The following is a 25176-nucleotide window of genomic DNA, read 5'->3' as shown; positions in this document are numbered from 1 at the left end:
CACGGGTGACGACCGCCGCTCCCCTGGTCTGGGGCACACCACGGGCCCGGCTGGTGCTCACCGCCACCGTCCTCGGCTCGTCGCTGAGCTTCGTCGACGCCACGGTCGTCAACATCGCGCTGCCCCGCATCGGCCGCGCGCTCGACGCCGGCACGGCGGGGCTCACCTGGGTCGTCAACGGCTACACGCTGACGCTGGCCGCCCTGGTGCTGCTGGGCGGAGCGCTCGGCGACCGCCTCGGACGACGCCGGGTCTTCGTCGCGGGAACGGTGCTGTTCGCCGTCGCCTCGGCGGTCTGCGGCCTGGCTCCCGACATCGGGACGTTGGTGGCGGCGCGGGCCGCCCAGGGGGTCGGCGGCGCGCTCCTGACACCGGGCAGCCTGGCGATCCTCCAGGCCTCGTTCGCCCACGACGACCGCGGGCGCGCGATCGGGGCGTGGTCCGGGCTCGGCGGGGTCGCCGGAGCGGTCGGCCCCTTCCTCGGCGGCTGGATCGTCGAGGCAGCGAGCTGGCGGTGGGTCTTCCTGGTCAACCTGCCGGTGGCCGCCATGGTCCTGGCCCTGGCGGTCCGCTACGTGCCCGAGTCGCGGGACCCCGACGCCACCGGCCGGTTGGACGTTCCCGGAGCGGTCCTCCTCGCCGCCTCGCTCGCGGCGGCGACCTACGCGCTCACCGCGGCTGGGGCGTCCTCCTGGACGTGGCCGGTCGCCCTCACCCTGCTGGCCGGGCTCGTGCTCGGCGCCGTGTTCGTGGCGCACGAGCGGCGTACCGCCCGGCCCCTCGTGCCGCCGTCGATCTTCGGCTCGCGGCTCTTCGGCGTGGCCAACCTCGTCACGCTCGTGGTGTACGCCGCGCTCGGTGTCGTCTTCTTCGCGGTGGGGGTGACCCTCCAGGTCGGCGCAGGGTACTCACCCCTCGCCGCGGGGCTCTCCCTCCTGCCCGTCACCGCGGTCATGCTGCTCTTCTCGTCCCGCGCCGGGGCACTGGTCGAGCGGACCGGCCCGCGGCTGCCGCTCACGATCGGTCCGCTCGTCGCCGCCGTCGGGGTCGCGATGCTGCACCGGATCGACTCCTCGACCTCCTACGTGCTCGACGTGCTCGGCCCGGCGCTGGTCTTCGGCGCGGGGCTCACCACGCTGGTCGCCCCGCTGACGGCCACCGTGCTCGCCGCCGTCCCCGACCACCAGGCAGGGCTGGCCAGCGGCGTCAACAACGCGGTGGCGCGCACCGCCGGGCTGCTCGGCGTCGCAGCGGTCCCACTCGTGGCTGGACTGAGCGGCGACCGGCTCATCGACCCCGACGCCGTGCTCGCCGGGTTCGAGGTGCTGGCCTGGGGGTGCGCCGGGTTGCTGGTGCTCGGCTCGCTCGTCGCCGCCGTCGGGACGCGTGACCCGCGGGCCCGGCGCCCCTGCCGGAGCGAACCGGCGGCGCACCACTGTGCGGTCACCGGCCCGCCGGCTCCGGTGCAGCGGCCGCCGGAGCAGCCGAGGGCCGCGTGAGCGTCAGGCCGCGGCGCTCTCCGCGGAGTCCTGGTCGCGCTTGGAGTCCGGCGCGGAGGACTCGTGGATCCACACGTGGCTCCGGCCGTTGCAGTGGGGGTTGGCGCAGACGAGGTGTCCGCCTGGCGATCGTGTCGCGCACATGGCGCCTCCTGGTGGAAGTCGAGCCCCGTCCCTGTTGAGACGGTTGCCTCCTGCCGATCTCATCGGCCGGGTGCCGCTCTGGTTGAGGCTTCGTGTGCCCTTGTGGACAACGAGCCCTGTCCTGCTTCTGTGATACGCGGCGGGTCCGACAATTTCGGCGACCGACACGGGCGAGGGTGCCGCGATGTCAGACCAGGGCCGGCACGCGGCCCGGCGCGAGCTCCAGCTCGAGCGTGATCACGCCGGCGTGCGTGTGGTGGCCCAGCGGCTCCCGGTCGCGGAACCCGAGGCTGCGGTAGAGCCGCACCGCCGGGCCCATCGTCGGCTCGTGCGTCTCGAGCACCAGCCGCTCCCCGCCCGCGGCGCGGGCGACGTCGGCCGCGGCCGCGACGAGGGCCCGGCCGACACCGTTGCCACGCGCGGCCGGCGTCACGAAGACCCGGGTCAGCTCGAAGCCGCCGTCGTCGCCGTGCAGCGGCCCGACCGCGGCGACGCCGGACGGTCTGCCCCCGGTCCGCGCCAGCAGCGGTGTCGTGCCCGCTTCGGCGAGCGCAGCGACAGGGTCTGCCTGCTCGGCCGCGGCCTCCGGCCGCAGCTCGTGGATGGGGACGCCCAACGTCCTTTCGAGCCAGCGCCGCTGTTGCTCGATCACGGCCGCGTAGGCGAGCCGGTCCGCGAGGGTCGCCACGGCCGTGGTCGTGGTCTGCTCCTCGGGACGTCGCTGCGCGGCGAAGGTGGTGAACATGTCGGCTCCTGGTCGGTGGGACCACCAGCGTGCGCCGACCTGCGCCACCGCCGCATCGGGATTTCCTCCCCACGCAGCCGACGGAGACCACCCCTAGGACGAACGGCCCGTCCGGCATGATCCACCCCATGCCGGAACGAGTGCACGCCTTCACCGACGACGCCCTCGGCGATCACGACGCCACCGCACTGGCCTCCCTCGTGGAGCAGAAGGAGGTCTCCCCGGCGGAGCTCGCGGAGGCCGCGGTGGCGCGCGCAGAGGCAGTGCAGCCGCTGCTCAACGGGGTGCACGTCGCCGACTACGAGCGCGCGCTGGCGACCGCGGACAGCACGCCTCACGGCCCGTTCCACGGGGTGCCCACGTTCGTCAAGGACAACGTCGACCTCGCCGGGCTCCCGACGAACCACGGCACGACCGCGTTCACGGCCAGACCGGCTGCCCAGGACGGGCCCTTCGTCACCCAGCTCAGGTCGCTCGGCTTCACCTTCCTCGGCAAGAGCCGGCTGCCCGAGTTCGGCTTCAGCGCCTCCACGGAGTACGCCGAGGGCGACCCCGTCCGGAACCCCTGGAACACCGACTTCTCCGCGGGCGCGTCGAGCGGCGGGAGCGCGGCCCTGGTGGCGAGCGGCGTGGTCCCGGTGGCGCACGCGAACGACGGGGGCGGGTCGATCCGGATCCCGGCTGCGGCCTGCGGGCTCGTCGGGCTGAAGCCCACTCGTGGCAGGTTCGTCCTCGAGCCGAACGAACGCGCCATGCCGGTCAACATCATCGGTCAGGGCGTGGTCACCCGCACGGTCCGCGACACCGCCCGCTTCTTCGCTGCCATGGAGGCCGCGAGACCCGCGCGCGGGCTGCCGCCCGTACGCCGCGTGCTGGGGCCGTCGTCCACCCGGCTGCGGGTCGGGGTGGTGCTGGACTCGGTGACCGGCACGCCGACCGACGCCGAGACCCGGGCCGCGGTCGAGAGCACCGCCGCGCTGCTGGCGTCCCTCGGCCACGAGGTGGAGGAGATGGACCTGCCGGTGTCGGCCAAGTTCGCCGAGGACTTCTCGCTCTACTGGGGGATGCTCGGGTTCGCGATCACCGCCGGCGGGAAGCGGGCGCTCGGCCCCGAGTTCGACCCGGCGAGGACCGACAACCTCACGCGGGGGCTCGCGGCGTCGTACAAGAAGCGGCTCGCGCGCACTCCCGGGATGGTGCTCCGGCTGCGCCGCTCGACGCGGGAGTACCGCCGGGCCTTCGCCGGCCGCGACGTGGTGCTCTCCCCCGTGCTCGGCCACACGACGCCGCTGCTCGGTCACCTCTCCCCGACGCTCGACTTCGAGGAGCTCTTCGAGCGGCTCCGGACCTACGTCGGCTTCACCCCGCTCAACAACGTCACCGGCGGGCCGGGGATGTCGCTCCCCCTCGCCGCGAGCAGCACGGGGCTGCCGATCGGCGTGCACCTCTCCGCCGACCTCGGTGACGAGCGGACCCTGCTGGAGCTCGCGTACGAGCTCGAGGAGGCCCGCCCGTTCGCGTCGATCCGCGGCTGAGCGACCGTTCAGAGGTCGCGATGGACCTCGCTGCTCTCGGGAAGGTCGGGGCTGCGGGCGAGGTTGAGCAGCGCCAGCGCCAGCCCGCCCCACAGCACGACCATCGCCACCACCATCATCACGATCGCCTCGGCGCTCATGGCTGACCTCCTTCCTCGGTCACGACCCTGTCGTCGGGAATGGTGAGGGCCTCCGGGTGCCGCCACCGCAGCCGCGCGGCGACGAAGCCGACCACCAGGACCGCAGCGGCAGCGCCCCAACCGAACACGCCGAGCATCCACCCGGGGTACCCCTCGTAGGCCTCCTGCACGTTGTCGATCAGCTCTCGCACCAGCACGTACGCCAGCGCCGCCGGCGCCACCACCGACACCAGCACCAGCCACCACTGACCGAGCCGGACCGAGCCGTTCCTGTTCATGTGGTCGGCGAGCATCGGCATCGCCCGCACCACCCAGGCCAGCACCAGCATGCTCACCACCGCGACGAGGAGGATCCCGAACCGGTTGATGAAGTGGTCGACGATGTCGAGCACGTAGACGCCGCTGGTGGTGGAGAAGAAGACCAGGCTGAGCAGCGCCGACGGGATCGTCACGACGAGCGCCGCGTTGCGCCGCGTCATCTCGAACTTGTCCCGCACCGCCGAGACCACGACCTCGATGACCGAGATCAGCGACGTGATGCCGGCGAACACCAGCGAGCCGAAGAACAGCACGCCGATCAGCGCGCCGGCCGGGGCCTCGCTGATGATCGTCGGGAAGGCGATGAAGGCCAGCCCGAGTCCGTCGGTGGCGACCTCGCCGACGGCGACGCCGTTGGCCTGGGCCATGAAGCCGAGGGCGGCGAAGACCCCGATGCCGGCGAGCAGCTCGAAACCCGAGTTCGCGAACCCCACCACGAGCCCGGAGCCCGTCATGTCGGTGCGCCGGTGCACGTAGGAGGCGTAGGTGATCATGATCCCGAAGCCGACCGACAGCGAGAAGAAGATCTGCCCGAATGCCGCCGCCCACACCGCGGCGTCGCCGAGGGCACCCCAGTCGGGGGTGAACAGCGCGTCCAGCCCCTCGCCTGCCCCCGGCAGGAACAGGGAGCGCACGACGAGGGCAGCGAAGGCGATCACCAGCACGGGGATGAACACGACCGACGTCGCGCCGATCCCCTTCTGGACGCCGAGCACCATGACCACGAGCACCGCGATCCACACGAGGGCGAGCGGCACCAGCACGCCCGGCACGATCGTCGCGTCCACCCCGGGGTCGCCGGCCTGCAGGAAGTCCCCGAACAGGAACCCCTCGGGGTCGTCCCCCCACGCCTCGTCGAACGAGAAGAACGTGTAGCGCAGCGCCCACGCGATGACCGCCGCGTAGTAGACCGCGATCATGAAGCAGATCGCCACCTGCCACCAGCCGAGCCCCTCGGTCGCGCGCCGGGTGCGCGCGAAGGCCAGCGGAGCGGACCCGCGGGACCGGTGGCCGAGCGCGTAGTCGAGGAAGAGGAACGGGATCCCGGCCGTCAGCAGCGCGACGAGGTACGGGATGACGAAGGCGCCACCACCGTTCTCGTAGGCGACGTAGGGGAACCGCCAGATGTTGCCGAGCCCGACCGCGGACCCGATGGCGGCGAGCACGAAGACCCGCCGTGACGAGAACGCGCCGCGACGTGCCTCGGCTTGCTCGTGGACCGTGGTGCTCATGCGACCTCCCGCAGCAGGTGGAGCCGGCTTCCTCGCATGGTAGGGCGGATCGGGACGTTCGGCACCGCCTGGCACACTCGCGGGCATGTCGTCCCCCGTGCTCGCCGAGGTCGTCCGCAGCGGGTTCGTGGAGGGCCGGCACCGCGGCTCCGTCGTCGCACTGGCGGCCGACGGCTCGGTGGAGTGGGCCCTCGGCGACCTCGACGCGCCGATGCTCCCGCGCTCCTGCCTCAAGCCGCTCCAGGCGGTGGCGATGCTGCGCCACGGGCTGCCGCTGGAGGGCGAGCTGCTGGCGATCGCGTGCGCCTCGCACTCCGGCGAGCAGCTCCACCTCGACGCGGTACGCCGGGTGCTGGCCGGCGCCGGGCTCGGCGAGGACGCCCTGGGCAACACCGAGGACTGGCCGTTCGACCGCGAGGAGCGCGACGCCTGGGTGCGGGGCGGCCGCACACCGAGCCGGATCGGGATGAACTGCTCGGGGAAGCACGCCGCGATGCTCGCCACCTGCGTCGTCAACGACTGGCCCCTCGACGGCTACCTGCACCCCGACCACCCGTTGCAGCAGGCGGTGCGTGAAGCAGTGGAGGAGCTGACGGGGATCGTGGTCGACACCGTCCTTGTCGACGGCTGCGGTGCTCCCCTGCTCCCGACGACGCTGACCGGGCTGGCGCATGCGTTCCAGGCCCTCGCGGTAGCGGGCACCGGCCCGGAGCGGGCGGTCGCCGACGCGATCCGCACCCACCCCGAGCTGGTCTCCGGCACCCGTCGCGACGAGGCCGCCCTGCTCCGCGCGGTGCCGGGAGCGATCGCGAAGCTGGGCGCGGAGGCGTGCTACGTCGTGGCGCTCCCCGACGGCCGCGCGGTGGCGTGCAAGGTCGAGGACGGCTCGGACCGCGCCCGGCCGGTCGTGATGGCCGCAGCCCTGCAGCGGCTGGGGGTCGACGAGCTGCCCGGGGTCGACGCCGAGGCGCTCGCCGCGACCGGCCGCTCCCTGCTGTACGGCGGTGGGGAGCCCGTCGGCGCCGTGCAGCCGGCGTTCTGACCGGACGATCAGAGGATCGCGTCGAGGAACTGCCGGGTCTCCGGCTTCCGCGCTCCGCCGAACATCTCCTCCGGCGTCGCCTCCTCCAGGATCACGCCCTCGTGGAAGAACGCCATCCGGTCGGCGACCTCGCGGGCGAACCCCATCTCGTGGGTGACCACGAGCATCGGCATGTGGTGCTCGGTGGCGAGCCGCTTCATCACCCCGAGCACCTCCCCGGTGAGCTCGGGGTCGAGGGCGGAGGTCGGCTCGTCGAAGAGCATCACCTCCGGCTGCATCGCGAGCGCCCTGGCGATCGCCACGCGTTGCTGCTGGCCGCCGGAGAGCCGGATCGGGTGCTGGTCGGCCTTGTCCGCCAGCCCCACCTCGGCGAGGAGCGCCTCGGCCCTCGCCCGGATCTGGGCACGCTCGGCCGTGCTCGGCCGGCCCGTGCCGAGCGGCCCCGACATGACGTTCTCCAGCGCGGTCATGTGCGGGAAGAGGTTGAACTGCTGGAAGACCATCCCGACCCGCAGCCTCAGCTGCCGGATCTGCTCGCGCTTGCGGCGTGTGCGGTGGCCGCCGCCGAGCTTCTGGTCGCCGATCTCGACGGTCCCGGCGGTCGGGTCCTCGAGGAAGTTCACGCAGCGCAGCAACGTCGACTTGCCGGACCCCGACCTGCCGAAGATCACGATCACCTCGCCCTTGTGCAGGTCGAGGTCGACGTCGCGCAGCACCTGGTGCCGCCCGTACGTCTTGGAGAGCCCGCGGACGCGGACGACGACGTCACGCACCGAGGCCTCCTCGGTCGCGGCCGCCGAACCAGCGTCCGGCACCCTCCACCCGGGCGGCCTCCCGCACGTAGCCGGTGGCCATCCGCGCCTCGAGCCGCTGCTGGAAGAAGGAGAAGAGGACGGTGAGCGCCCAGTACATCGCCGCGACCATGACGTAGGCCTCGAGGTTCTTGAAGTCCGCCTTGCCGACGAGCTGCGCCCGCCGGAACATCTCCGCGCTGGCGGCGGTCGTGCCCAGGAAGGAGATCAGCGCGGTGTCCTTCATCATCGCGATGAACTCGTTGCCGGTCGGCGGGATGATCACCCGGAGCGCCTGCGGGAGCACGACGCGGCGCATCTTGGTCCAGTACCTCATCCCGAGCGCGTCGGCCGCCTCCCCCTGGCCCTGGGCGACCGACTGGATGCCGGCGCGGAAGATCTCGGTCATGTAGGCGCCGTAGTTCAACCCGAGCGCGAGGGTGCCGGCGACCGCGACGCTGAGGATCAGCCGCTGCTCGACGTTGGTGCCGATCCACGGGTAGCGGTCGACGAGGTTCCCGGCCACCTGCGGGAGCGCGAGGTAGATCAGGAACATCTGCACGATCAGCGGGGTGCCGCGGAAGAACGAGACGTAGAACCCGGCCACGCCGTACGCCACCGGGTTGCGCGAGATCCGCGCGAGCGCGCCCAGGGTGGCCAGGACCACCGCGATCACGATGCCGCCGAACGCCATCAGCAACGTGTAGCGGACGCCGCTGAGGATGAACTCGAAGTTCTCGCCCATCCACTCCGTGTCGTAGGCCGCGAGCGCGAAGAAGCCGACGAGCAGGGCGAAGATGCAGGCCCAGACGATCGCGACCTTGAGCCGGAACGGCACCGACGCGGAGGCCAGCGCGACCCGCTCGCGCCGGTCGCCCCAGGAGGTCACTGCTGCTGCTTGGTGAGGTCCGTGCCGCCGAACCAGTTCTCGGAGAAGCCGGTGAGCGTGCCGTCCTCGTGCATCTCCTGGACGATCTGGTCGGTCGCCTCGACCAGTGACGCCGGGTCGAGGTCGGCGCTCTTGTCGATCGCGACGGACAGCGGCTCGTAGAACAGCGGGTCGCCGACGATCTTCACCGGGTTGCCCTCGTCGACGTAGCCCTGAGCGACGGTCAGCGACGTCATCGCGGCGTCGAGACGGGTGCCGTCACCGAGCGCGAGGTCCTGCAGCGCGGTCGTGTCGGTGTCGTAGCCCTTGATCGTCGCGTCGTCGACGACGAAGTCGAACTCGAACCCCTGGATGTCCAGGCTCTTGTCGAGGAACTGCTCGTAGGTGCAGCCGGCGCAGACGCCGATCGTCTTGCCGTCGAGGTCGTTCTCGAGGTCCTGGATGGTGCTGTTGTCCTCGTGGACCAGGACCACCGAGGGCGTGAAGTAGTACGGCTCGGTGAAGTGCAGGACCTCCTGCCGGTCGTTCGTCGGTGTCATCGAGCCGACACTGAGGTCCCACCGGCCGTTCCAGCCACCGGCGGTGATCACGTCCCAGGACGGGGTCTCCCAGGCGATGTCGACGCCGAGCCGGTTCGCGATCTCGGTCGCGACGTCGATGTCGAACCCCTCCCACTTGTCTTCCTTGGGGACGTACCTCGACTGGGGCGGGTAGGCCGCGTCGGTCGACACGGTGAGCACGCCCTTGTCGCAGATCTGGGCGAGCAGGTCGCCCTCGGCGTCGGTCGTCTCGCAGACCGTGCCACCTGCAGGGTCGGCACTCGACCCACCGCCACCGCCGCCTCCGCTGCCGGATTCCGGCTCGGCGTCGCCGCAGGCGGCGAGCAGCCCGAGGACCGTGAGCAGGGCGAGCGGTGCGAGACGACGGACGTGCACGTGGGCTCCTTCGCGTGGCCTCCCCGTCGTGGAGTACGACGGGTGACCGGGACCCTTGCACGGGAGGCACCGTCCTGTGAAGGGACGGACGGCCTCGTGACCGTTCCGTTGTGACCAGGAGCGGGCGGTCAGACCACGCGCTCGAAGACCGCGGCGAGCCCCTGGCCGCCGCCGATGCACATCGTCTCCACGGCGTACCGGCTCCCGCGCCGCCGCACCTCGTGCGCCAACGTGGCCAGGATCCTCGCGCCGGTCGCGCCGACGGGGTGGCCCAGCGAGATCCCGGAGCCGTTGGGGTTGAGCCGCTCGTCGGTGGGGTCGAGCTTCCACTCCTGCAGGACGGCGAGGACCTGCGCGGCGAAGGCCTCGTTGAGCTCGACCAGGTCGACGTCGTCGAGGGTCAGCCCCGCGCGCTCGAGCGCCGCGGCGGTGGCCGGGACCGGACCGATCCCCATGGTCTCCGGGCCGACGCCGGCGACCGCCCACGACCGCAGCGCGAGGAGCGGCTCGAGCCCACGTCGCTCGGCTTCTGCCCGAGTGGTCACGACGCACATCGCCGCGCCGTCGTTCTGCCCGCTGGCGTTGCCGGCGGTGACGGTGGACTCCGGGTCGACCTTGCGGCGCACCGGCGGGAGTGCCGTGAGCTCCTCGAGCGTCGTGCCCGGACGGGGGTGCTCGTCGCGGTCGACGACGACGTCCGGCTTCCCGCGCCGGCCGGAGACGGTCACCGGCACGAGCTCGTCGGCGAAGCGACCCCTGTCGTGGGCGGCGACGGCGCGCTGCTGCGAGCGCAACGCCAGCTCGTCCTGAGCCTCGCGGGTGATGCCGTAGTCACGGCGGAGGTTCTCGGCGGTCTCCAGCATCCCGCCGGGAACCGGGTGGTGACAGCCGCCCGCGGTCTCGCGGGCCCGCGACAGCCGGTCCACCAGCTCGACGCCCCCGCTGCGCACGCCGGTCCGCAGCCCCAGCGCGTAGTGCTCCACGTTCGACATCGATTCCGTGCCGCCGGCGACCACCAGCCGTGCGCCGCCGGTGGCCACCTGCGCGGCGGCCTGGAGGACCGCCTGCAGTCCGGAGCCGCAACGCCGGTCCACCTGGAGCCCGGGGACGCCGGTGCCGAGCCCGGCGTCGAGGGCCGCGATGCGACCGATGGCCGGCGACTCACCGTTCGGGTACCCCTGGCCGAGCACCACGTCGTCCACGTCGCCCTCGCCGAGCCCCGTGCGGCGTACCAGCTCGCGGAGCAGCTGGGAGGCGAGGTCGGCCGCGCTCAACGACGACAACGCGCCGCCGAAGCGGCCGACCGGGGTCCGGAGGGGCGCACAGATGACCACGTCGTCCATGCGCAGGGATCCTAGGTGGCCGGGTGGTGCGGGCTGCGCCGCGTCCGAAACGACCGGAGGAGCCCACGCGTGGCGTGAGCTCCTCCGGTACGTGCCGCGGATCAGTACTTCAGCGTGACCTCGACCCGCCGGTTGAGCGCACGGCCGCGCTCGGTGGCGTTGTCGCCCGCCGGCCGGGTCTCACCACGGCTGACCTTGGCGACCTTGGCGCGGACGCCGTGGGCCAGGACCTCGCACACCGCCTGCGCCCGGGCCATGCCGAGCCGCGCGTTGTAGTCCACCGTGGAGCGGGCGTCGGCGAAGCCGGTGCACACGATCCGCGCCACGCCGCCGAGCTGGCGACGCACCTGGAGCAGGTACCGCCGGTCCGCCTTGCTCAGCACGGCCGAGTCGGTGGCGAAGTAGAGGGGGCGCAGCTGCATCGTCGGGGCGACCGCGAGGGACCGCGCGTCGGCGGCGTAGTCGCGACCGTCGACGGTGCGGGTGACGGAGGCGAGCTCCACCTTGAACCCGCCCGGCTGGGCGGCCAGCGAACGGCCGACGGTGTTGAGCCGGACCGGGACGGAGACGCGCTTCGCTGCGGTCCGCACCTTCACGCTGCCCTTGCCGACCACCGTGCGGGTGCCGTTGACCGAGGCGTAGGCGGTGACCGAGCAGCGCTTCGCCTTGCCGGCGGTGACGCGGCACGTGGTGGGCAGCGTCGTGGTGGTGCGCACCTGCTTCGGGGCGGTCAGGTGCACCGAGGTGGCCTGGGCGACGATCGCGCGGTAGGACGCCTTCGACACCTGGCCGTAACCGTCGGTCACCGCGAAGGTGACCGGCTGCGCCTTGCCGTGGAACCCCTTGCGCGGTGTGAAGGTGATCGTCGCGGTGGCCGCGTCGAGCTCGTAGACGCCCTGGCCCTTCACCACGACGCGTCGCTTGGTCGCGCCCGTGTTGTCGAGGAGCTTGACCGAGCCGCCGGCCGGGACGTCGAGCTGGACCTGCTGCGGGCTCTGCTGCGGGCCGTTGCTGCGGACCGGCGTGGGAGCCGGGGCCGCGGGGAGCTCGACGGTCGGGGTGAACGTCGCGGAGCTGCGCTGACCGTAGGCGTCGGTGACCTGGTAGGTCACCGGGGTCGCCTGGCCGTGGAAGCCCGGAGCGGGGACGAAGCTGATCGTGCCGGTGGCCGGGTCGATCAGGTAGGTGCCCTGCCCGCGCACCACGACCTCGCCGACCTCGGCGTCGCCGTCGAGGAGGGTGAGCACGTCACCGGTGCGGAGGGTGACCGAGCGGCTCTGCGGCTGGGCGCCGACACCGGTCGAGGTCAGCACGTCGGGGACCACGGCGGCCGGTGCGTGCACCGTGACGGCGTACGAGCCCACGACGCGGTTGCCGTGGCCGTCGTGCTCGGCGAGCTCGACCGGCGCCGGGACGCCGGAGTAGCCGAACACCGGGGTGAAGGTGATCGGGCCGGTGGCCGGGTCGAGGACGTAGCTGCCCTCGCCGTCGCGGGCGACCTCGAGGACCTCGTCGCCCTCGGTGTCGACCAGCGCGAGACGGCCGCACTCGGGGACGTCGGCGGTGGCGTGCTGCACCTCGGTGCCGGTGCCCTCGGAGCTCAGCTCCTGCGGCTGGGGTGCCGCGGGGGCGTCGACGGTCGGGGTGTACGTCGAGGTGCTGCTCTGCTCGTAGCTGTCGGTCACCTGGTACTCGGCGGGGGTGGCCACGCCGGAGAAGCAGGTCTCGGGGGTGAACGAGAGGGTCCCCTCCCCGAGGGCGTAGGTGCCCTCGCCGTCGACCTCGACCTCGTCGGTCGGGGTGCCCTCGCCGTCGAGGAGCGTGAGGTCCTCGCCGTCGACCTCGACGGTCTGGGTCACGCCGATGCCGGCGTGGCTGGTCAGGGGCGCCGCGGTCGGCCCGGCGGGCTTGGTGACGGTCGCGGTGTACGTCGCGGTGGAGGGCGTTCCGTCGCGCTCGGTGACCCGGAAGGTGACCTGCGCGTCGCCGCTGAAACCGACGGCCGGCAGGAAGGTGATCTTCCCGGACGTGGGCTCCACGGTGTACTCACCGGCAGGGGTCGACAGCGCGTTCACGGAGTGGCCGTCGCCGTCGACGAGGTGCACGGTGCCCTCGGTGGGCAGCGGCACGGTGACCGACTGCTCGGCGCGGCCCACGCCGCTGGTGCTCCGGTCGCTCGCCCGGTCCGCGGTGAAGGTGATCTCGAAGGAGGTCTCGCCGTCGATCACGAAGGTGTCGTCCGCCGGCTGCGCCACGACGGTCACGGTGCCCGTGCCCGCGTAGGTGCCGGGGGCCTTCGGCTCGCCGTCGACGAGGTAGGTGACGCCGGTGGTCGCCGGGATCGTGTACGTGTCGTCGATCGTGCCGAACTCGTCGGTGTGGGCGATCGGGCCGGCCGTGACGTGGGTCGGCTCGGGAGCCTCCTCGACCGGCTCGTCGGAGGCCGCCTGGGCGCCCGGCTTGCAGTCGGTCGCGACGTTGGCCACCTTGCCGAACCGCATGTTGTCGATGAAGACGGTCGAGTCGTAGGCGTCGTCGCCCTGGTCGAAGATCGACAGGTAGAGGCTGTGCGCGCCCGGGGTGATCGGCGTCGCTGCGGTGAGCAGGTCGCTGCCGCCGTCGTACGTCGTGCCTGCCGCGTTCCCCGCGGTCATCGTGGCCGCACCGGAGGCGTTGATGCTGATCACGTTGCCCTGGCTGTCGAACGCGAAGTTGTTCGGAGCGTTGATCGTGTCGCCCTGCGCCGTCCAGGTGCTGGTGTCCAGCTCGGCGATGAACGCGTCGTTGTAGCCCTGGTTGACGTACTCCGGGAACTCCTCGGAGAAGAACCGGAAGTCGACGCCGGTCAAGCAGTTCACGCCGGCCGGAACGTTCAGGTCGATCCGGAGGACCGTGACGTCCTGGTCGTTCCCGGTGCCGCGGGACTTGCCGCCGAATTGGGTGCCGAGGTCGCCGGACGAGTTCGCCTTGTAGGCGTCGGCCGCCTTGCCGGTCGAGAGGATCGCGAAGGACCCGCCGTCGCGCGGGAACCCAGCGATCGGCGTGGTCGCCACCATCGTCGACTGGCCGGCCGAGGGGTCGAGCAGGTGCGACCCGGTGACGTACGAGGGGTTGTTGAGGATCACGGGGGCGAGCTCTGCAGCCGTCGCGGCGTACGCGGACGGCATCAAGGAGAGCGCGGACAGGGTGGTCGCCGCGATCGCCGCGAGGGCGAGCGGTTTGCGAGCAGGCGAGGGCAAAAGAAGCTCCAGGGGTGGGGTGCGCAAAATCTTGGACGAGCCAAGGAAATGGATCGACCGCCCGGAGCCGACGTTGAGGGAAAAGCGACGAGCGGCGCAGATCGGGACGGTGGTCCCGACCTGCGCCGTTCGGCTGACAGCCCGCCCGATGTGTGCTGCGTCAGTCCGCCAGGTTCGCCACCACCGCCTTGGTGACCACCTGCGTATCCGCACCTCCACCGAGATCGCGCGGCAGAACTCCGCTCGCAGTCGTGGCCTCGACGGCCGCACGAACCCGGCGTCCCACGTCTCCGAGTCCGAGGTGTTCTGCCATCAACGCTGCGCTCTCGATCGCGCCGATCGGGTTGGCGATGCCCCGGCCGGCGATGTCCGGGGCCGAGCCGTGGACCGGCTCGAACATGCTCGGGGTCCGCCGCTCCGGGTTCAAGTTGGCGCTGGCGGCCAAGCCCAGGCTCCCTGCCAAGGCACTGCCGAGGTCGGAGAGGATGTCGGCGTTCAGGTTCGACGCCACCACGACCGACAGCTCCTCGGGTGCCAGCACGAAGCGGGCAGCCATGGCGTCGACCAGGCAGCTGTCGCTCTCCACGTCGGGGTAATCGGCCGCGACGCGGGCGAAGACCTCGTCCCACAGCACCATGCCGTACTGCTGCGCGTTGCTCTTCGTCACGCTCGTGACCTTGGGTCGTGACCGCATCCGGGCCTGCTCGAACGCGAACCGTATGATCCGCTCGCAACCGACCTCGGTGAACAGGGAAGACTGGAGGGCGACCTCCCCACCGGGGCCGCGACCGGACAGGTTACGACCTCCGAGGCCGGCGTACTCCCCCTCACTGTTTTCCCGCACCACCAGCCAGTCGAGCTCGGCCGTGTCCGCCACCCGCAGCGGGCTTGTCACGCCGGGGAGGAACCGCACCGGTCGGATGTTGGCCCACTGGTCGAGCCCCTGACAGATCCGGAGACGCAACCCCCAGAGGCTGACGTGGTCGGGAACGTTCTCCCAGCCCACCGCACCGAAATAGATCGCGTCGTGCTCGCGGAGCCGTTCCAGACCGTCGTCGGGCATCATCTGCCCGTGACGCTGGTAGTACTCGCTCCCCCAGTCGAACGAGGTCCAGTCGAAGGCGAACTCTCCTCCGGACTCGGCTGCCAGCGCGTCCAGCACCGCGCGACCGGCATTGACGACCTCGGGGCCCACGCCGTCACCGGGGATGCATGCGATCTGGAAGCGTCGTGTCACGGCTGGATCCCGTCCTGTCGTCATGAGGTTCGCACCTTGTCGAGCACTGGCTCGAGCCGGGCGGCTCGTTCGAAGCCGATGCCGGGACCGTCGCCGACCGTCACGATGCCTTCGTGAACCGGCTCGTCGTCCGCGAAGCCGCCGAAGGGCTCGAAGAGCCCCGGGTAGGACTCGATGCCGCCGAGTCCCAGCCCCGCGGCGATGTGGAGGTTGAACTGATGGCCTCCGTGGGGCCAGCAGTCGCCGAGACTCCAGCCATGGCGGGTGAGGTGCCGCGCGGTGCGGAGATAGTCCACGAGTCCGTACGACAGCACTGGGTCCATCTGGAGGACGTCGTGGCCGGGGCGCATCCCTCCGTGGCGGAGAAGGTTCAAGGCGTCCTGGGAGGACAGTAGGTTCTCGCCCGTGGCCAGCGGCCCCTCGTAGACGTCGGCAAGCGCTGCCATGGCCGCGTAGTCCAGGGGATCGCAGGGCTCTTCGTACCAGCGAAGGTCGTAGGACTCGAGAGCGCCTCCGACTTCCACGGCCCGTCGGAGGTCGAACCTGCCGTTGGCATCGACGGCCAACGTGCCGCCCTCGGGAAGCGCAGCGAGCACCGCCTCGATCCGAGCCACGTCGGTGGCCAGGTCGGCTCCGCCGATCTTCATCTTGACGTCGGTGTACCCCAGCGCGAGGTACCCCGACAGCTCGTCGACGAGCGCCGAGGTGCCACCTCGAGGGTGGTAGTAACCGCCGGCGGCGTACACGGGCACCGCGGGCCGCGCGTCATCGTTGCCGACCCGGTCGGCGATCGTCCGCCACAACGGCCGGTTCTCGAGCTTGGCCCGGAGGTCCCAGGCAGCCATGTCGAGAACCCCGGCGGCGACGGCACGCTCGCCGTGCCCGCCTGGCTTCTCGTTGCGCATCGCGGCAGCCGCGACCTGCGCCGGCTCGAGGAGCCCCGCCGGGTCGAGCAGCTCGTCGGGATCGGCGGCAAGGACGCGCGGCGCCAACCGGCGGCGGATCACTTCGCTCGGGGCATAGCGCCCGTTGGAGTTGAAGCCGTAGCCGACGAGCGGTTCACCGTCGACCACCGCGTCACTGACCATCGCGACGACCGACACCGTCATCTCCGAGAAGTCGATGACCGCGTTGCGCATCGACGAGGAGATGCCCACGGACATCTCCTTGATGTCAACGATCCTCATCGTTTCGCCTCCTCGCCCCGCTGGCGCTGCAGCGCAACGAGCGGCGACTCCTTGTGCAGGAGGTCGCCGAAGGTCATTGGCGCCGGCGGCGCCTCACACGGATTGCCTTCACTGAGGTGGAGGGTCCGCTCGTCGAGGTCCATCACGACTGCCATCACGGTGGCCCACTGCTCCGCGTCGTCCTCGCGTGCGTCGGGGTGGCAGCACACCGACGCTGGGTAGTCCGCGTGGTCGCACATCGCCTCGTGCAGCGACGAGACCGTCGCCGGCGACGGGTCTTCCATGATCGACGTGCGCACGCGTTGCAGCCGGACATAGCTGTCGGCCATCGCATAGGAAGCCAGCTCCGTGCCGTACCCCGGGGGATCGACGAAGTGGTTGGTGTGGACGAGCGCTCCTCGGTCGGGCAGCTGGGGGGTGACACCCCGCGCGTCACCAGGAGACGTCTCCAGGTTGAGCACCGTGCCGTCCACGTGGCCGATCATGAAGTTGCCCGACGACGCGCGCCGGTTCTTGGAGAGGACGTAGACCGCGTCGGTGACGGAGTGGCAATCGGCCAGAGCCCTGATCAGCACATGGAACGGAACGCCCGTCTCACCGCGGTCCTCCGACGTGACCAGTGTGTTGACGCAAACACCGAGACCGGAGGAGTTCAGGCTCGACTTGGCGAGCAGGCCGGCCTCCACGACGGTCACGAAGTTCGGACCCTCATCCTGCTCCACCTCGAGCACGACCACCGTCTCGAAGCCCTGCACCAGCCAGTCCCACGTCTGTCCGACGTAGGTGTGCCCGGAGGCCGTGCGTTCAGGAGTTAGCGCGAATGAGCTGCACTCTCGAGCGAGGGCACCACGCAGTTGGTCGCTCTGTCGGACAGTGGCGGCCCACATGACCTCGGTGCGTGCGTTCATCGCGAACACGTCCTCGAACGAGAGTCCGGCCCCGTCCGCGATCCCCTGCATCTCCTCCACGTACGTCGGGAACGCGCTCCGCACGGCGGAGACCATCGCGCCTGCCGCTTCCACGGCGTGGTCCCAGCTCCATCCGGCAGCATGCGCGAACGCCCTCTCATAGCCCTGCTTGCTGCGGAGCACGCGATCGCGGGCCGCACGCCCGTACTGCTCCCCGCGTTCGTAGGCGGCTCCGGAGACCCGGATCCGTGGATACCTGCGCTCGGTCATCTGTGTGGCTCCTGCACTGGAACTGCACCTTCGGCGGCAAAGACGTCCCTGGCCTCCACGGCCAGCACGCCCAACGGAGCGATCCTGGTTCGGCGGTCCTCTTGGGCCGCTACCACCAGCCGCTCCAAGAGCGCCAACCTGCCCGGTCGGCCGATGATCTGTGGGTGGAAGGTGTAGACACAGCAGCCGCCCATCGCAGTGATGCCGTCGGCCTCCGCCAGGAAGATCTCCTCGGCTTCACTGTTGGTCGAGATCTTCTTCTCCCAGGTGTCCCCGGAGAACCAGAAGTGGGCGGCGTCGTCGAGCGCCCAGTGCACCGGGAGCTCGACCAGGTCGTGTCCTTCGTGCCGGTAGGGACGGATGTCGGTCATGAAGTTCGAGGAGTAGCCGAATCCGGCCTCTTCGAGGAGACGCAGTGACTGGTCGGTGAGCTCCCAGGAAGGGGCGCGGTAACCGTGCGGCGCGACACCGTGGCGGTCGAGCGCCTCGATGCTCCGCTCCAGCTCGAGGCGCTCCTCGTCCGGTGACAGCGTCGCAGGTGAGCGGTGCGTGTACCCGTGGTGCGCGACCTCGTGGCCAGCCTCGAGGATGCGGTCCACATGACCGGGGTAGCGCTCCGCCACGCGTCCGGGAACGAAAAAGGTAGCCACCACGGCAGTGCGTCGCAGAACCTCGAGCACGGCTCCTAGGCCGACTCGTGCGCCGTACTCACCTTGAGACAGGACCACAGGCAACCGGGCGTTGCCCGGGTCCTCGCCCAACCACACCTCGTCGGCGTCGAAGTCGAACGTGAACGCGACATCTGCGGTCGTCGGCCCCATCGCGCTCAGGCGTCCTCGGGCCGGTTGCCGGTGTAGTTCATACCGGCGGCCAGACCACCGTCCACGTGGTAGGGGTGACCAGTCGAGAACGAGGACTCGTCGGAGCAGAGGAACAACGCCATCGCGGCGATCTCCTCCGGCGTCCCCATACGACGGAGTGAGTGGAGCCCTCCCGCCGCGGCGCGGACAGCGGCCGGGTCAGGGTGCTTGTCAGCCCAGTGAGCCACCATCGGGGTCTCGATGTAGCCGGGGACGATGCAGTTGACGCGGATCCTGTCTGGTCCGAGCTCGACAGCGAGAGCCCGGGTAAGGCTCATGATGGCCCCCTTTGCAGCGGCTTGCACCGCCACTCCGCGTTCCGGCAGGTAGGCATAGGTGCCTGACATGTTGACGATCGAGCCGCCGCCGAGCGCGCGCATCCGCGGGATGGCGGCACGGGCGCACAGGTACGTGCCGCGGAGGTCGACCGACAAGAACCGGTCCCACTGCTCAGGGGTCGTCTCCTCCAAGGTGGCCTCGAGGATCGCGCCTGCCTGCGCGACCACGGCGTGCGGGCCCCCGAGCCGCTCTGCCTCGGCGAACAGAGCTTCGACGTCATCCTCCTGGGAGACGTCGCAACGCATCGCCACGATCTTCCCGGCGCCAGCTGCATCCGCCTCCGCTGCGAGCTCCTTGACGGCACCCTCGTCTAGGTCACCGACGACCACGGTGGCGCCCTCCGCCGCCAGCCGTGAGGCGATTGCTCGGCCGTTGCCTCGGCCGGCGCCCGTCACCACAGCGATCTTGCCCTTCATACGCACGCTCCCTCACGCTCCTCGCCGCCCGACCCAGGTCGTCGCATGTGCTCACAACAGCCACAGGGAGGCTAACCATGCGAGGCGGCTGCCTCCATGTCACAACCGGGACACGAGTCCCGGGCATTCGTCACACGGGCAACCGGGCGTGGACGAGCGGCTCTGCGTAACGTCGGCGCAGGCGTCGAAAGTGGCTCGGGTTGTCGTGTTCAGAAGGAGGACGGGTGCACCGCATCGCAGTGATCGCCGGCGACGGCGTCGGCCCAGAAGTCGTGGCGCAGTCATGTCGCGTCCTCGACTTGGTGGCGTCCCAGGACCCCGCGGTCTCCTTCGAGTTCACCGAGCTTCCGTGGGGCACGGAGCACTACCTGACGACCGGCGAAATGATGCCTCAGGATGGGTTGGACCTGATCCGCGACCACGATGCGATCCTCTTCGGCGCCGTGGGCTCACCGAAGGTCAAGGACTACGTGACGCTGCGGGACCTGCTTCTTCGGCTCCGGTTCGGATTCGACCAGTTCGTCAACCTGCGTCCGCTCCGCCTGCTGCCCGGTGTGCGCAGCGAGCTCTCCCGGTGGGGGGTCGGCGACATCGACATGACCTTCGTCCGCGAGGGCACCGAAGGCGAGTACGCCGGTCTCGGTGACCGGCTCTACCCCGGCACTGACCGCGAGGTGGCCCTGCAGACAGCGAGCTTCTCGCGGTTCGGCACCGAACGGGTGATCCGTTGGGCCTTCGAGCTGGCGCGAGCAGAAGGAAAGCGACTGACGAGCGTCAGCAAGGCGAACTCTCTCCAGTACTCCGGCGCGCTGTGGGACGAGGTGTTCGCAGACGTCGCAGCGGACTATCCCGACGTCGAGACCGAGGAGCTGCTGGTCGACGCAGCGGCGATGTTCATGGTCCGTGACCCGCGCCGGTTCCAGGTCGTGGTCGCGTCCAACCTGTTCGCCGACATTCTCACCGACCTTGGTGCCGCTCTGATCGGTGGCATGGGTATGGCGCCCAGCGCCAGCCTCAATCCCGACCGCCGATTCCCGTCGACCTTCGAGCCGATCCATGGCTCAGCGCCTGACATCCGCGGAGCCGGGGTGGTGAATCCCGTCGGTTCGATTGCCAGCACCGCACTGATGCTGGACCACTTGGGGCACCGGGAATGGGGTGACCGGGTGCGGGCTGCCATCGCCATGTCCCTGCTCGATCCCGCCACCCGCACGGTCGACGTCGGGGGCCGTGCGGGCACCGAGGCCGCCGGCGACGCGATCCTGGCTCTCCTGGCGGACGGTCGCTCCTAGGTCGTCTGTCGTTCGAGGACCTCGAGCCCCGCCAGGGCGACGCCGACCTGGAGCCGGGCATCGTGATCACCCAGGTCGCACCCGAGCAGCTCTTCCACGGCGCGCAGCCGGTGGTAGACGGTCCGTCGCTCGATGTAAAGCGCTTGCGCGGTCTCGGTGGCCCGACCGTTGTGCTCGAGGTAGGAGCGCAAGGTCTCGACCAGTGGCGAGCGACCTTCACGGTCGTGGTCCAGCAGCGGCCCGAGCTGGGCACGGACGTAACCCGCGAGCCGTCCCTCAGCGCCCAGATGGGCGAGGAGACGGAACAACCCGAGGTCGCCGTAGCGGTGCACCACGACGCCCCCGGAGCCGGCTGAGGCATGCTCAGCGGCCGCAACAGCCTGGCGCAGTGCCCGGCTGACAGCCGCGACCGGCAACCGGGTGCTGACACCGGCCACGACGGGGCGTCGAGAGGTCCAGCTCTTGTCCGGGTCGGTCGCGTCGAGCTCGGCCACCACGTGACGCAACCGGTGCTCGGCATCATCGACCTGCAGCAGCCCGAGAACCTGCTCCTCGTGCACTCCGACCAAGGCAGGCGAACTCGTGGAGCGGAAGAGCTGCTCCACGCGGCTGCGCAGGCCGGCCGCGGAGCCACGTCGGCGACGGATCGCGAAGCCGACCAGAGGCGCATCGGCCAGCGCGACGCCAAGGCTCGCAGCGCGGCGGCGTACTCGCGATTCGCAGGTGCTGTCGGCGTCGAACAGCTGCTCCAACAGCTCGTCGTGCGCCTGTGCGATGACCTTGCTCCCTGGCTCCCGCGTGACAGCGAGGTTGAGGACCACTGCTCCGACCTCGAGGAGCCCGGCCGCGTCCTCAGTCGGCATCGGTCCGTAGTCGAGGGCGAGGATCCTGCCCCATGGTGCGCCACGAGCCATGAGCGGGCTCCAGCACATGCCGGGTTCCGCGTGCACCGACGAGCCTCCGACCACCTGGCCTGCGGAGCCCCCAGAGCGGCGTTCCCAGAGCTCAAGGAGGGCGTCCTCATCATGTCCTGGCCAGCGCAATGCGACCACCCGGCCCGACGCATCCTCCACGATCACCCCTCGGTCCAGCGACCTGGCGATGACCTCGACGAGCTCGATCAGTGGCGCCTCGGACACCAACAGGCTCATCAGCTCGTTACGCAATAGGTCTGCGCGCCGGAGGAACGACAGTTCGGCGTCGAGGAGCCGGCCGTGCAACGCCCGGGTCACTTCTGCGAAACCGATCCTGTGGTTCAGCCGAACCAGGGGCAGTCCCCGGGCGCCGGCTTCCGCAACCATCGGCTCCGGCAACGTCCGGAATCCCTCGTTTCGGACCACCAGCGCCGCGACACCTACCTGCGCCAGGCTGGCGACGTAGCGGCGCAGCGCCTCGGCACCGGGAGGTAGCCCGGTCCCGCTGGTCAGCAGCACCTCCCCGCCGCGGAGGTACGCCGCGATGTCGGGCTGGTCCGAGACGTGCACCCAACGCACCCGTCGCAGGAGGTTGTCCCCGCCGGCGAGGACCTCGGGGCCTCCGCGGCGCACCACCGGGTCCTCGAGCACGGACAGCACGGTCATCGGCTCGGTCGGACCGACCGGTAGGACCATGCCCGTCTCCTCCGGATGCTCAGGGGCGGACCGGATGTGCCTCGCTGACCGCCATCTTGTTCCCCTCAGGATCGTAGAAGAACCGGTAGTGGAACCAGGCGCCGTTGGGGTGCTCCCACTTCTCCGCAGGAGCGGCCCACTCGACCTTGCCGTCGAGCGCGGCGACCGCTTTATGGATGTCCTCGACGAGGAAGCTCAACGACTCGATGCCCGGCGGATTCTGCCCGGTGTCGTGCGAGAACCTCGGCGGATGAGCTCCAGTGCCCTTGAAGAAGTACAAGGTCGTGGAACCGGCAGAGGCGGCGAACCACTCGTCTTCGGGCACGAACGGATATGCCGGTTGCATGCCGAGAGTGCCCACGTAGAAGTCATACATCCTCTGCACGTCCTCGCAGACGATGTCGTGGTTGTCCATGCCAATCAGCAGGCCCACAGTGCAATCCTTCCTGTCTTCTCGGTATCAGTCGGAGTCCGCGAGCACCACGGAGTCCTGTGGGCGCCAGCCCACCGTGACCGGTGCCCCCACGACATGTGCACGATCTTCAGCACCGGCTGCATGCGGCTGGTCGGAGGTCACGAGCAGGCCATCGTCACAACGGACGCTGTACCTGGTGGACGCTCCGAGATAGACCGCTTCGGTGACCCGCCCGGTGAACGCCACCACGTCGCCCGCCTCCGGAGCTGCGCCCAGCTGCACCTTCTCGGGACGCACCGAGACCAGCACGCGGTCGATGGCGTCCGAGGCGACCCGGGCTCCGACAGGCACCTTGGTCCCTCCTTCCAGAATCACCATGTCGCCACTGCGCCGACCCCGGAGCAGGTTGGTGTTGCCGATGAACCCGGCCACGAAAGCGGTCGACGGAGCCTCGTAGAGCTGTTCCGGGGCGTCCACCTGTTCTAACCGGCCGTGGTTCATGACGCCGATCCGGTCGGACATCGTGAGCGCCTCCTCTTGGTCGTGGGTCACGTACACGAACGTGATCCCTACTTCCCGCTGGATGCGCTTGAGCTCACTCTGCATCTGCCGGCGCAGCTTGAGGTCCAGTGCACCGAGCGGCTCGTCGAGGAGCAGCACCTTCGGACGGTTGACCAGCGCCCTCGCAAGTGCGACCCGCTGGCACTGCCCGCCGGAAAGCTCCTTGACCCTGGCCCCGGCTCGCGGCAGAAGGTCGACCAGTTCCAGCCCCTCACCGACCCTTCGGCGGATCTCCTGCTTCTTCACCCCGCGCCGCTTCAGCCCGAAGGCGATGTTGTCGGCGACGGTCAGGTGGTCGAACAATGCGTAGCTCTGGAAGACGGTGTTCACGTCGCGTCGGTACGGCGGCACGTCGGTCACGTCCGTGCCGTCCAGGAGCACAGCTCCTTCGTCCGGGACGATGAACCCGGCAAGCATCCGCAGGGTTGTCGTCTTGCCACACCCCGAGGGACCCAGCAGCGAGAAGAACTCCCCGGTGGCGATGTCGAGGTCGACGTGGTCAACCGCAGCAGCGTCGCCGTACCGCTTGGAGACGTCGACGAGCTGGACGGTGGGCGACTCAGACAATGGTCGCGTCCTCCTGACGGAAATCGGGCGTGCGCCTGCGCCCGCCGAGCCGGGCCACGAGCATCGCGAGGACGATCACGAGCACCGTGATCACCAACATGCAGGCACCGATGGCATTGACCTCCGGGGAGACGCCGTAGCGGATCATCGAGTAGATGCGCACCGGCAGGGGCGGAACTCCGATGCCGGACGTGAAGAACGAGGTGATGAAGTTGTCGAAGCTGAGCACGAAGGACAGCAGGGCTGAACTGACGATGGCCGGTCGGAGGGCAGGGATCGCGACCAGCCACACGGACTGCAGTCGGGTCGCCCCCAGGTCCATCGCGGCTTCCTCGACCTCATGGTTGAGCTGGGACAACCGGCTCGTGATCACCACGGCGACGAAGGCGATGCACAGCGAGACGTGGGCAAGGACCAGTGTGACGCGGGAGAGCGTCACCCCCAGCTGCGTGAACATCAGCAGCAGTGCGACCCCGGTAGCAGTCTCGGGCGTGACCACCCTCAGGAGCACCGACGCCTGCACAGGCCGCCCCAGCGCCGCCATCCCCCGCACGACGCCGAAGGACAGCAGCGTCCCGAGCACCACGGAGACGACCGTGGTCACGACCGCGACCTCGACGCTGACCCTCAGGGAGTCGAGCATCTGACCGTTGTCGAGCACGGCCCGGTACCACTGGAAGCTGAACCCGTCGAACTGCACCAACGAGCTGCTGCTGTTGAACGAGTAGAGGAAGACCACACCCAGGGGCAGGTAGAGCAGGGCCAACACCAGCGCGGTGACACCCCAGAGGGTCCGCGGGCGATCGAATGCCGCACGACGCGTGCCCATCACACCACCACGTCCGACAGACGACCCCGGCGACGCCGGTTCAGCAGTGAGCCCAGAAGGACGGTGACGACCAGCAGCAGCACGAGACCCATCGACAGCGCGGCTCCGAAGGTCTGCTGACCTGACGCCACGAACTGGTCAGCAACGATGTTCCCCACCATCGTGGTCTGGGCGCCGCCGAGGAACTGAGCCGTGGCGAAGTCACCTAGTGCCGGTAGGAACACGAGCATGCAACCACCGATCACACCGGTGCGGGTCGATGGCAGGGTCACGAACCAGAACGTCTTGCGTGGCGTCCCGAAGAGGTCCTTGCCGGCATCGATGAGCGAAGGGTCCATGTCCTTCAGCGAGGCGTAGAGCGGGAGAATCATCAGCGGTAGATAGCTGTAGACAAGACCACCGATCACTGCGTACGGCGTCCCGATCCAGCTGACCGGGGTGACCCCGAACATCCCGATGGCGCTGTTGACGATGCCGTCGTCACCGAGCAGCTGCTTCCACGCGTAGATGCGCACCACGTAGCTGACCAGCCAGGGAACCACTACCAGCGCAACCAGGAGCGCACTGAACCGGCCCGCGAACCGAGCCGCGGTGTACGCGACCGTGTAGCCGAGCACCAGACAGATCGCGGTCGCCGCGGCGGCGTACCAGACCGTACGGGCCACGATCGCCAGGTTGTATCCCTGAACCGCCTGCTCGTAGTTGTCCAGGGTGAAGCCCAGCTGAGGCCGGCCGAGGACGTCGACGGTGCCGAACGAGTACGCCGCCAGCATGGCCAAGGGGGCCAGGAAGAGCAGGAGCAGCACGAGGGAGCTCGGCGCCAGCATCGCGGC

At 70.2% G+C, this 25176-nt stretch carries 23 protein-coding genes; 4 read left to right on the top strand and 19 right to left on the bottom strand.

The window, feature by feature from the left end; genetic code table 11:
- Positions 1-5: 5 nt before the first annotated feature.
- Positions 6-1499: an MFS transporter gene (locus tag FIP57_RS03285; protein ID WP_148571973.1), complete on the top strand. Its 1494-nt coding sequence runs from the start codon at positions 6-8 to the stop codon at positions 1497-1499.
- Between the two features lie 3 nt (positions 1500-1502).
- Here FIP57_RS03285 and FIP57_RS23045 read toward each other — a convergent pair whose 3' ends face one another.
- Positions 1503-1643 (bottom strand): hypothetical protein, encoded by a 141-nt coding sequence (locus tag FIP57_RS23045; protein WP_162529669.1) that lies wholly within the window; start codon positions 1641-1643, stop codon positions 1503-1505.
- Positions 1644-1830: 187 nt separating this feature from the next.
- Positions 1831-2388: a GNAT family N-acetyltransferase gene (locus tag FIP57_RS03280; RefSeq protein ID WP_148571971.1), complete on the bottom strand. Its 558-nt coding sequence runs from the start codon at positions 2386-2388 to the stop codon at positions 1831-1833.
- A 128-nt stretch (positions 2389-2516) separates the two neighbouring features.
- Here FIP57_RS03280 and FIP57_RS03275 point away from each other — a divergent pair, with 128 nt between their 5' ends.
- Positions 2517-3923, top strand: a complete 1407-nt coding sequence (locus tag FIP57_RS03275) for an amidase (protein ID WP_148571968.1) — start codon at positions 2517-2519, stop codon at positions 3921-3923.
- 8 nt (positions 3924-3931) lie between these two features.
- On the opposite strand, the gene FIP57_RS03270 is transcribed toward FIP57_RS03275, so the two are convergent.
- Positions 3932-4063, bottom strand: coding sequence for a methionine/alanine import family NSS transporter small subunit (locus FIP57_RS03270; RefSeq protein WP_148571966.1), 132 nt, complete (start codon positions 4061-4063; stop codon positions 3932-3934).
- Positions 4060-5613 carry a sodium-dependent transporter gene (locus tag FIP57_RS03265; RefSeq protein ID WP_148571964.1) on the bottom strand — a complete coding sequence of 518 codons (1554 nt, stop codon included), beginning with the start codon at positions 5611-5613 and terminating at the stop codon, positions 4060-4062. The genes FIP57_RS03270 and FIP57_RS03265 overlap by 4 nt, the downstream gene beginning before the upstream one ends.
- Positions 5614-5698: 85 nt before the next feature.
- Here FIP57_RS03265 and FIP57_RS03260 point away from each other — a divergent pair, with 85 nt between their 5' ends.
- Positions 5699-6655 (top strand): asparaginase, encoded by a 957-nt coding sequence (locus FIP57_RS03260; protein ID WP_148571962.1) that lies wholly within the window; start codon positions 5699-5701, stop codon positions 6653-6655.
- Positions 6656-6663: 8 nt separating this feature from the next.
- Here the strand turns inward: FIP57_RS03260 and FIP57_RS03255 are convergent, their stop codons facing one another.
- The 10 genes from FIP57_RS03255 to FIP57_RS03210 all read right to left on the bottom strand — a co-directional run bounded on the left by FIP57_RS03255 (position 6664) and on the right by FIP57_RS03210 (position 19069).
- Positions 6664-7428, bottom strand: coding sequence for an amino acid ABC transporter ATP-binding protein (locus FIP57_RS03255; protein ID WP_148571960.1), 765 nt, complete (start codon positions 7426-7428; stop codon positions 6664-6666).
- A complete protein-coding gene (locus FIP57_RS03250) occupies positions 7421-8335 on the bottom strand; it encodes an amino acid ABC transporter permease (protein WP_148571958.1) in 915 nt (304 codons plus the stop codon). The genes FIP57_RS03255 and FIP57_RS03250 overlap by 8 nt, the downstream gene beginning before the upstream one ends.
- Positions 8332-9270 (bottom strand): transporter substrate-binding domain-containing protein, encoded by a 939-nt coding sequence (locus FIP57_RS03245; RefSeq protein WP_162529668.1) that lies wholly within the window; start codon positions 9268-9270, stop codon positions 8332-8334. The genes FIP57_RS03250 and FIP57_RS03245 overlap by 4 nt, the downstream gene beginning before the upstream one ends.
- Before the next feature lie 128 nt (positions 9271-9398).
- Complete coding sequence (locus FIP57_RS03240) at positions 9399-10613, bottom strand: acetyl-CoA C-acetyltransferase (RefSeq protein WP_148571954.1); 1215 nt, start codon at positions 10611-10613, stop codon at positions 9399-9401.
- Between the two features lie 101 nt (positions 10614-10714).
- Positions 10715-13852 carry an Ig-like domain-containing protein gene (locus FIP57_RS03235; RefSeq protein ID WP_148571951.1) on the bottom strand — a complete coding sequence of 1046 codons (3138 nt, stop codon included), beginning with the start codon at positions 13850-13852 and terminating at the stop codon, positions 10715-10717.
- 160 nt (positions 13853-14012) lie between these two features.
- Positions 14013-15113 carry a tartrate dehydrogenase gene (locus FIP57_RS03230; RefSeq protein ID WP_148571949.1) on the bottom strand — a complete coding sequence of 367 codons (1101 nt, stop codon included), beginning with the start codon at positions 15111-15113 and terminating at the stop codon, positions 14013-14015.
- Positions 15110-16276, bottom strand: coding sequence for an enolase C-terminal domain-like protein (locus FIP57_RS03225; RefSeq protein ID WP_148571947.1), 1167 nt, complete (start codon positions 16274-16276; stop codon positions 15110-15112). The genes FIP57_RS03230 and FIP57_RS03225 overlap by 4 nt, the downstream gene beginning before the upstream one ends.
- Positions 16273-17454 carry a C45 family autoproteolytic acyltransferase/hydrolase gene (locus tag FIP57_RS03220; protein WP_148571945.1) on the bottom strand — a complete coding sequence of 394 codons (1182 nt, stop codon included), beginning with the start codon at positions 17452-17454 and terminating at the stop codon, positions 16273-16275. The genes FIP57_RS03225 and FIP57_RS03220 overlap by 4 nt, the downstream gene beginning before the upstream one ends.
- Positions 17451-18275, bottom strand: coding sequence for a polysaccharide deacetylase family protein (locus FIP57_RS03215; protein WP_148571943.1), 825 nt, complete (start codon positions 18273-18275; stop codon positions 17451-17453). The genes FIP57_RS03220 and FIP57_RS03215 overlap by 4 nt, the downstream gene beginning before the upstream one ends.
- A 5-nt stretch (positions 18276-18280) precedes the next feature.
- Positions 18281-19069: an SDR family NAD(P)-dependent oxidoreductase gene (locus tag FIP57_RS03210; RefSeq protein WP_148571941.1), complete on the bottom strand. Its 789-nt coding sequence runs from the start codon at positions 19067-19069 to the stop codon at positions 18281-18283.
- Positions 19070-19293: 224 nt separating this feature from the next.
- Here FIP57_RS03210 and FIP57_RS03205 point away from each other — a divergent pair, with 224 nt between their 5' ends.
- Entirely contained in the window at positions 19294-20361 is a 1068-nt protein-coding gene (locus tag FIP57_RS03205) for a 3-isopropylmalate dehydrogenase (RefSeq protein WP_148571939.1), read from the top strand.
- Here the strand turns inward: FIP57_RS03205 and FIP57_RS03200 are convergent.
- The 5 genes from FIP57_RS03200 to FIP57_RS03180 are packed head-to-tail and all read right to left on the bottom strand — an operon-like array spanning position 20358 to position 25149.
- Positions 20358-21971: a PucR family transcriptional regulator gene (locus FIP57_RS03200; protein WP_148571937.1), complete on the bottom strand. Its 1614-nt coding sequence runs from the start codon at positions 21969-21971 to the stop codon at positions 20358-20360. The genes FIP57_RS03205 and FIP57_RS03200 overlap by 4 nt on opposite strands.
- A 19-nt stretch (positions 21972-21990) precedes the next feature.
- Entirely contained in the window at positions 21991-22404 is a 414-nt protein-coding gene (locus FIP57_RS03195) for a VOC family protein (RefSeq protein ID WP_148571935.1), read from the bottom strand.
- Positions 22405-22431: 27 nt separating this feature from the next.
- On the bottom strand, positions 22432-23514 hold the full coding sequence (locus tag FIP57_RS03190; RefSeq protein ID WP_148571933.1) for an ABC transporter ATP-binding protein: 1083 nt from the start codon (positions 23512-23514) through the stop codon (positions 22432-22434).
- Positions 23507-24343 carry an ABC transporter permease gene (locus FIP57_RS03185; RefSeq protein ID WP_148571931.1) on the bottom strand — a complete coding sequence of 279 codons (837 nt, stop codon included), beginning with the start codon at positions 24341-24343 and terminating at the stop codon, positions 23507-23509. The genes FIP57_RS03190 and FIP57_RS03185 overlap by 8 nt, the downstream gene beginning before the upstream one ends.
- Positions 24343-25149: an ABC transporter permease gene (locus tag FIP57_RS03180; RefSeq protein WP_162529667.1), complete on the bottom strand. Its 807-nt coding sequence runs from the start codon at positions 25147-25149 to the stop codon at positions 24343-24345. The genes FIP57_RS03185 and FIP57_RS03180 overlap by 1 nt, the downstream gene beginning before the upstream one ends.
- Between the last annotated feature and the right edge of the window lie 27 nt (positions 25150-25176).

It is taken from the genome of Nocardioides caldifontis (assembly GCF_008087345.1).
Lineage (GTDB): Bacteria > Actinomycetota > Actinomycetes > Propionibacteriales > Nocardioidaceae > Marmoricola_A > Marmoricola_A caldifontis.
Note: the sequence above shows the minus strand (reverse complement) of the source record. Positions and strands in the feature narration are given on the sequence as shown.

Coding starts and splice junctions, on each gene's coding strand:
- FIP57_RS03215 (WP_148571943.1), bottom strand. CDS start 18,275: ATGGGGCCGACGACCGCAGATGTCGCGTTCACGTTCGACTTCGACGCC.
- FIP57_RS03260 (WP_148571962.1), top strand. CDS start 5,699: ATGTCGTCCCCCGTGCTCGCCGAGGTCGTCCGCAGCGGGTTCGTGGAG.
- FIP57_RS03220 (WP_148571945.1), bottom strand. CDS start 17,454: ATGACCGAGCGCAGGTATCCACGGATCCGGGTCTCCGGAGCCGCCTAC.
- FIP57_RS03265 (WP_148571964.1), bottom strand. CDS start 5,613: ATGAGCACCACGGTCCACGAGCAAGCCGAGGCACGTCGCGGCGCGTTC.
- FIP57_RS03185 (WP_148571931.1), bottom strand. CDS start 24,343: ATGGGCACGCGTCGTGCGGCATTCGATCGCCCGCGGACCCTCTGGGGT.
- FIP57_RS03270 (WP_148571966.1), bottom strand. CDS start 4,063: ATGAGCGCCGAGGCGATCGTGATGATGGTGGTGGCGATGGTCGTGCTG.
- FIP57_RS03230 (WP_148571949.1), bottom strand. CDS start 15,113: ATGACGACAGGACGGGATCCAGCCGTGACACGACGCTTCCAGATCGCA.
- FIP57_RS03200 (WP_148571937.1), bottom strand. CDS start 21,971: ATGGTCCTACCGGTCGGTCCGACCGAGCCGATGACCGTGCTGTCCGTG.
- FIP57_RS03280 (WP_148571971.1), bottom strand. CDS start 2,388: ATGTTCACCACCTTCGCCGCGCAGCGACGTCCCGAGGAGCAGACCACG.
- FIP57_RS23045 (WP_162529669.1), bottom strand. CDS start 1,643: ATGTGCGCGACACGATCGCCAGGCGGACACCTCGTCTGCGCCAACCCC.
- FIP57_RS03240 (WP_148571954.1), bottom strand. CDS start 10,613: ATGGACGACGTGGTCATCTGTGCGCCCCTCCGGACCCCGGTCGGCCGC.
- FIP57_RS03210 (WP_148571941.1), bottom strand. CDS start 19,069: ATGAAGGGCAAGATCGCTGTGGTGACGGGCGCCGGCCGAGGCAACGGC.
- FIP57_RS03275 (WP_148571968.1), top strand. CDS start 2,517: ATGCCGGAACGAGTGCACGCCTTCACCGACGACGCCCTCGGCGATCAC.
- FIP57_RS03225 (WP_148571947.1), bottom strand. CDS start 16,276: ATGAGGATCGTTGACATCAAGGAGATGTCCGTGGGCATCTCCTCGTCG.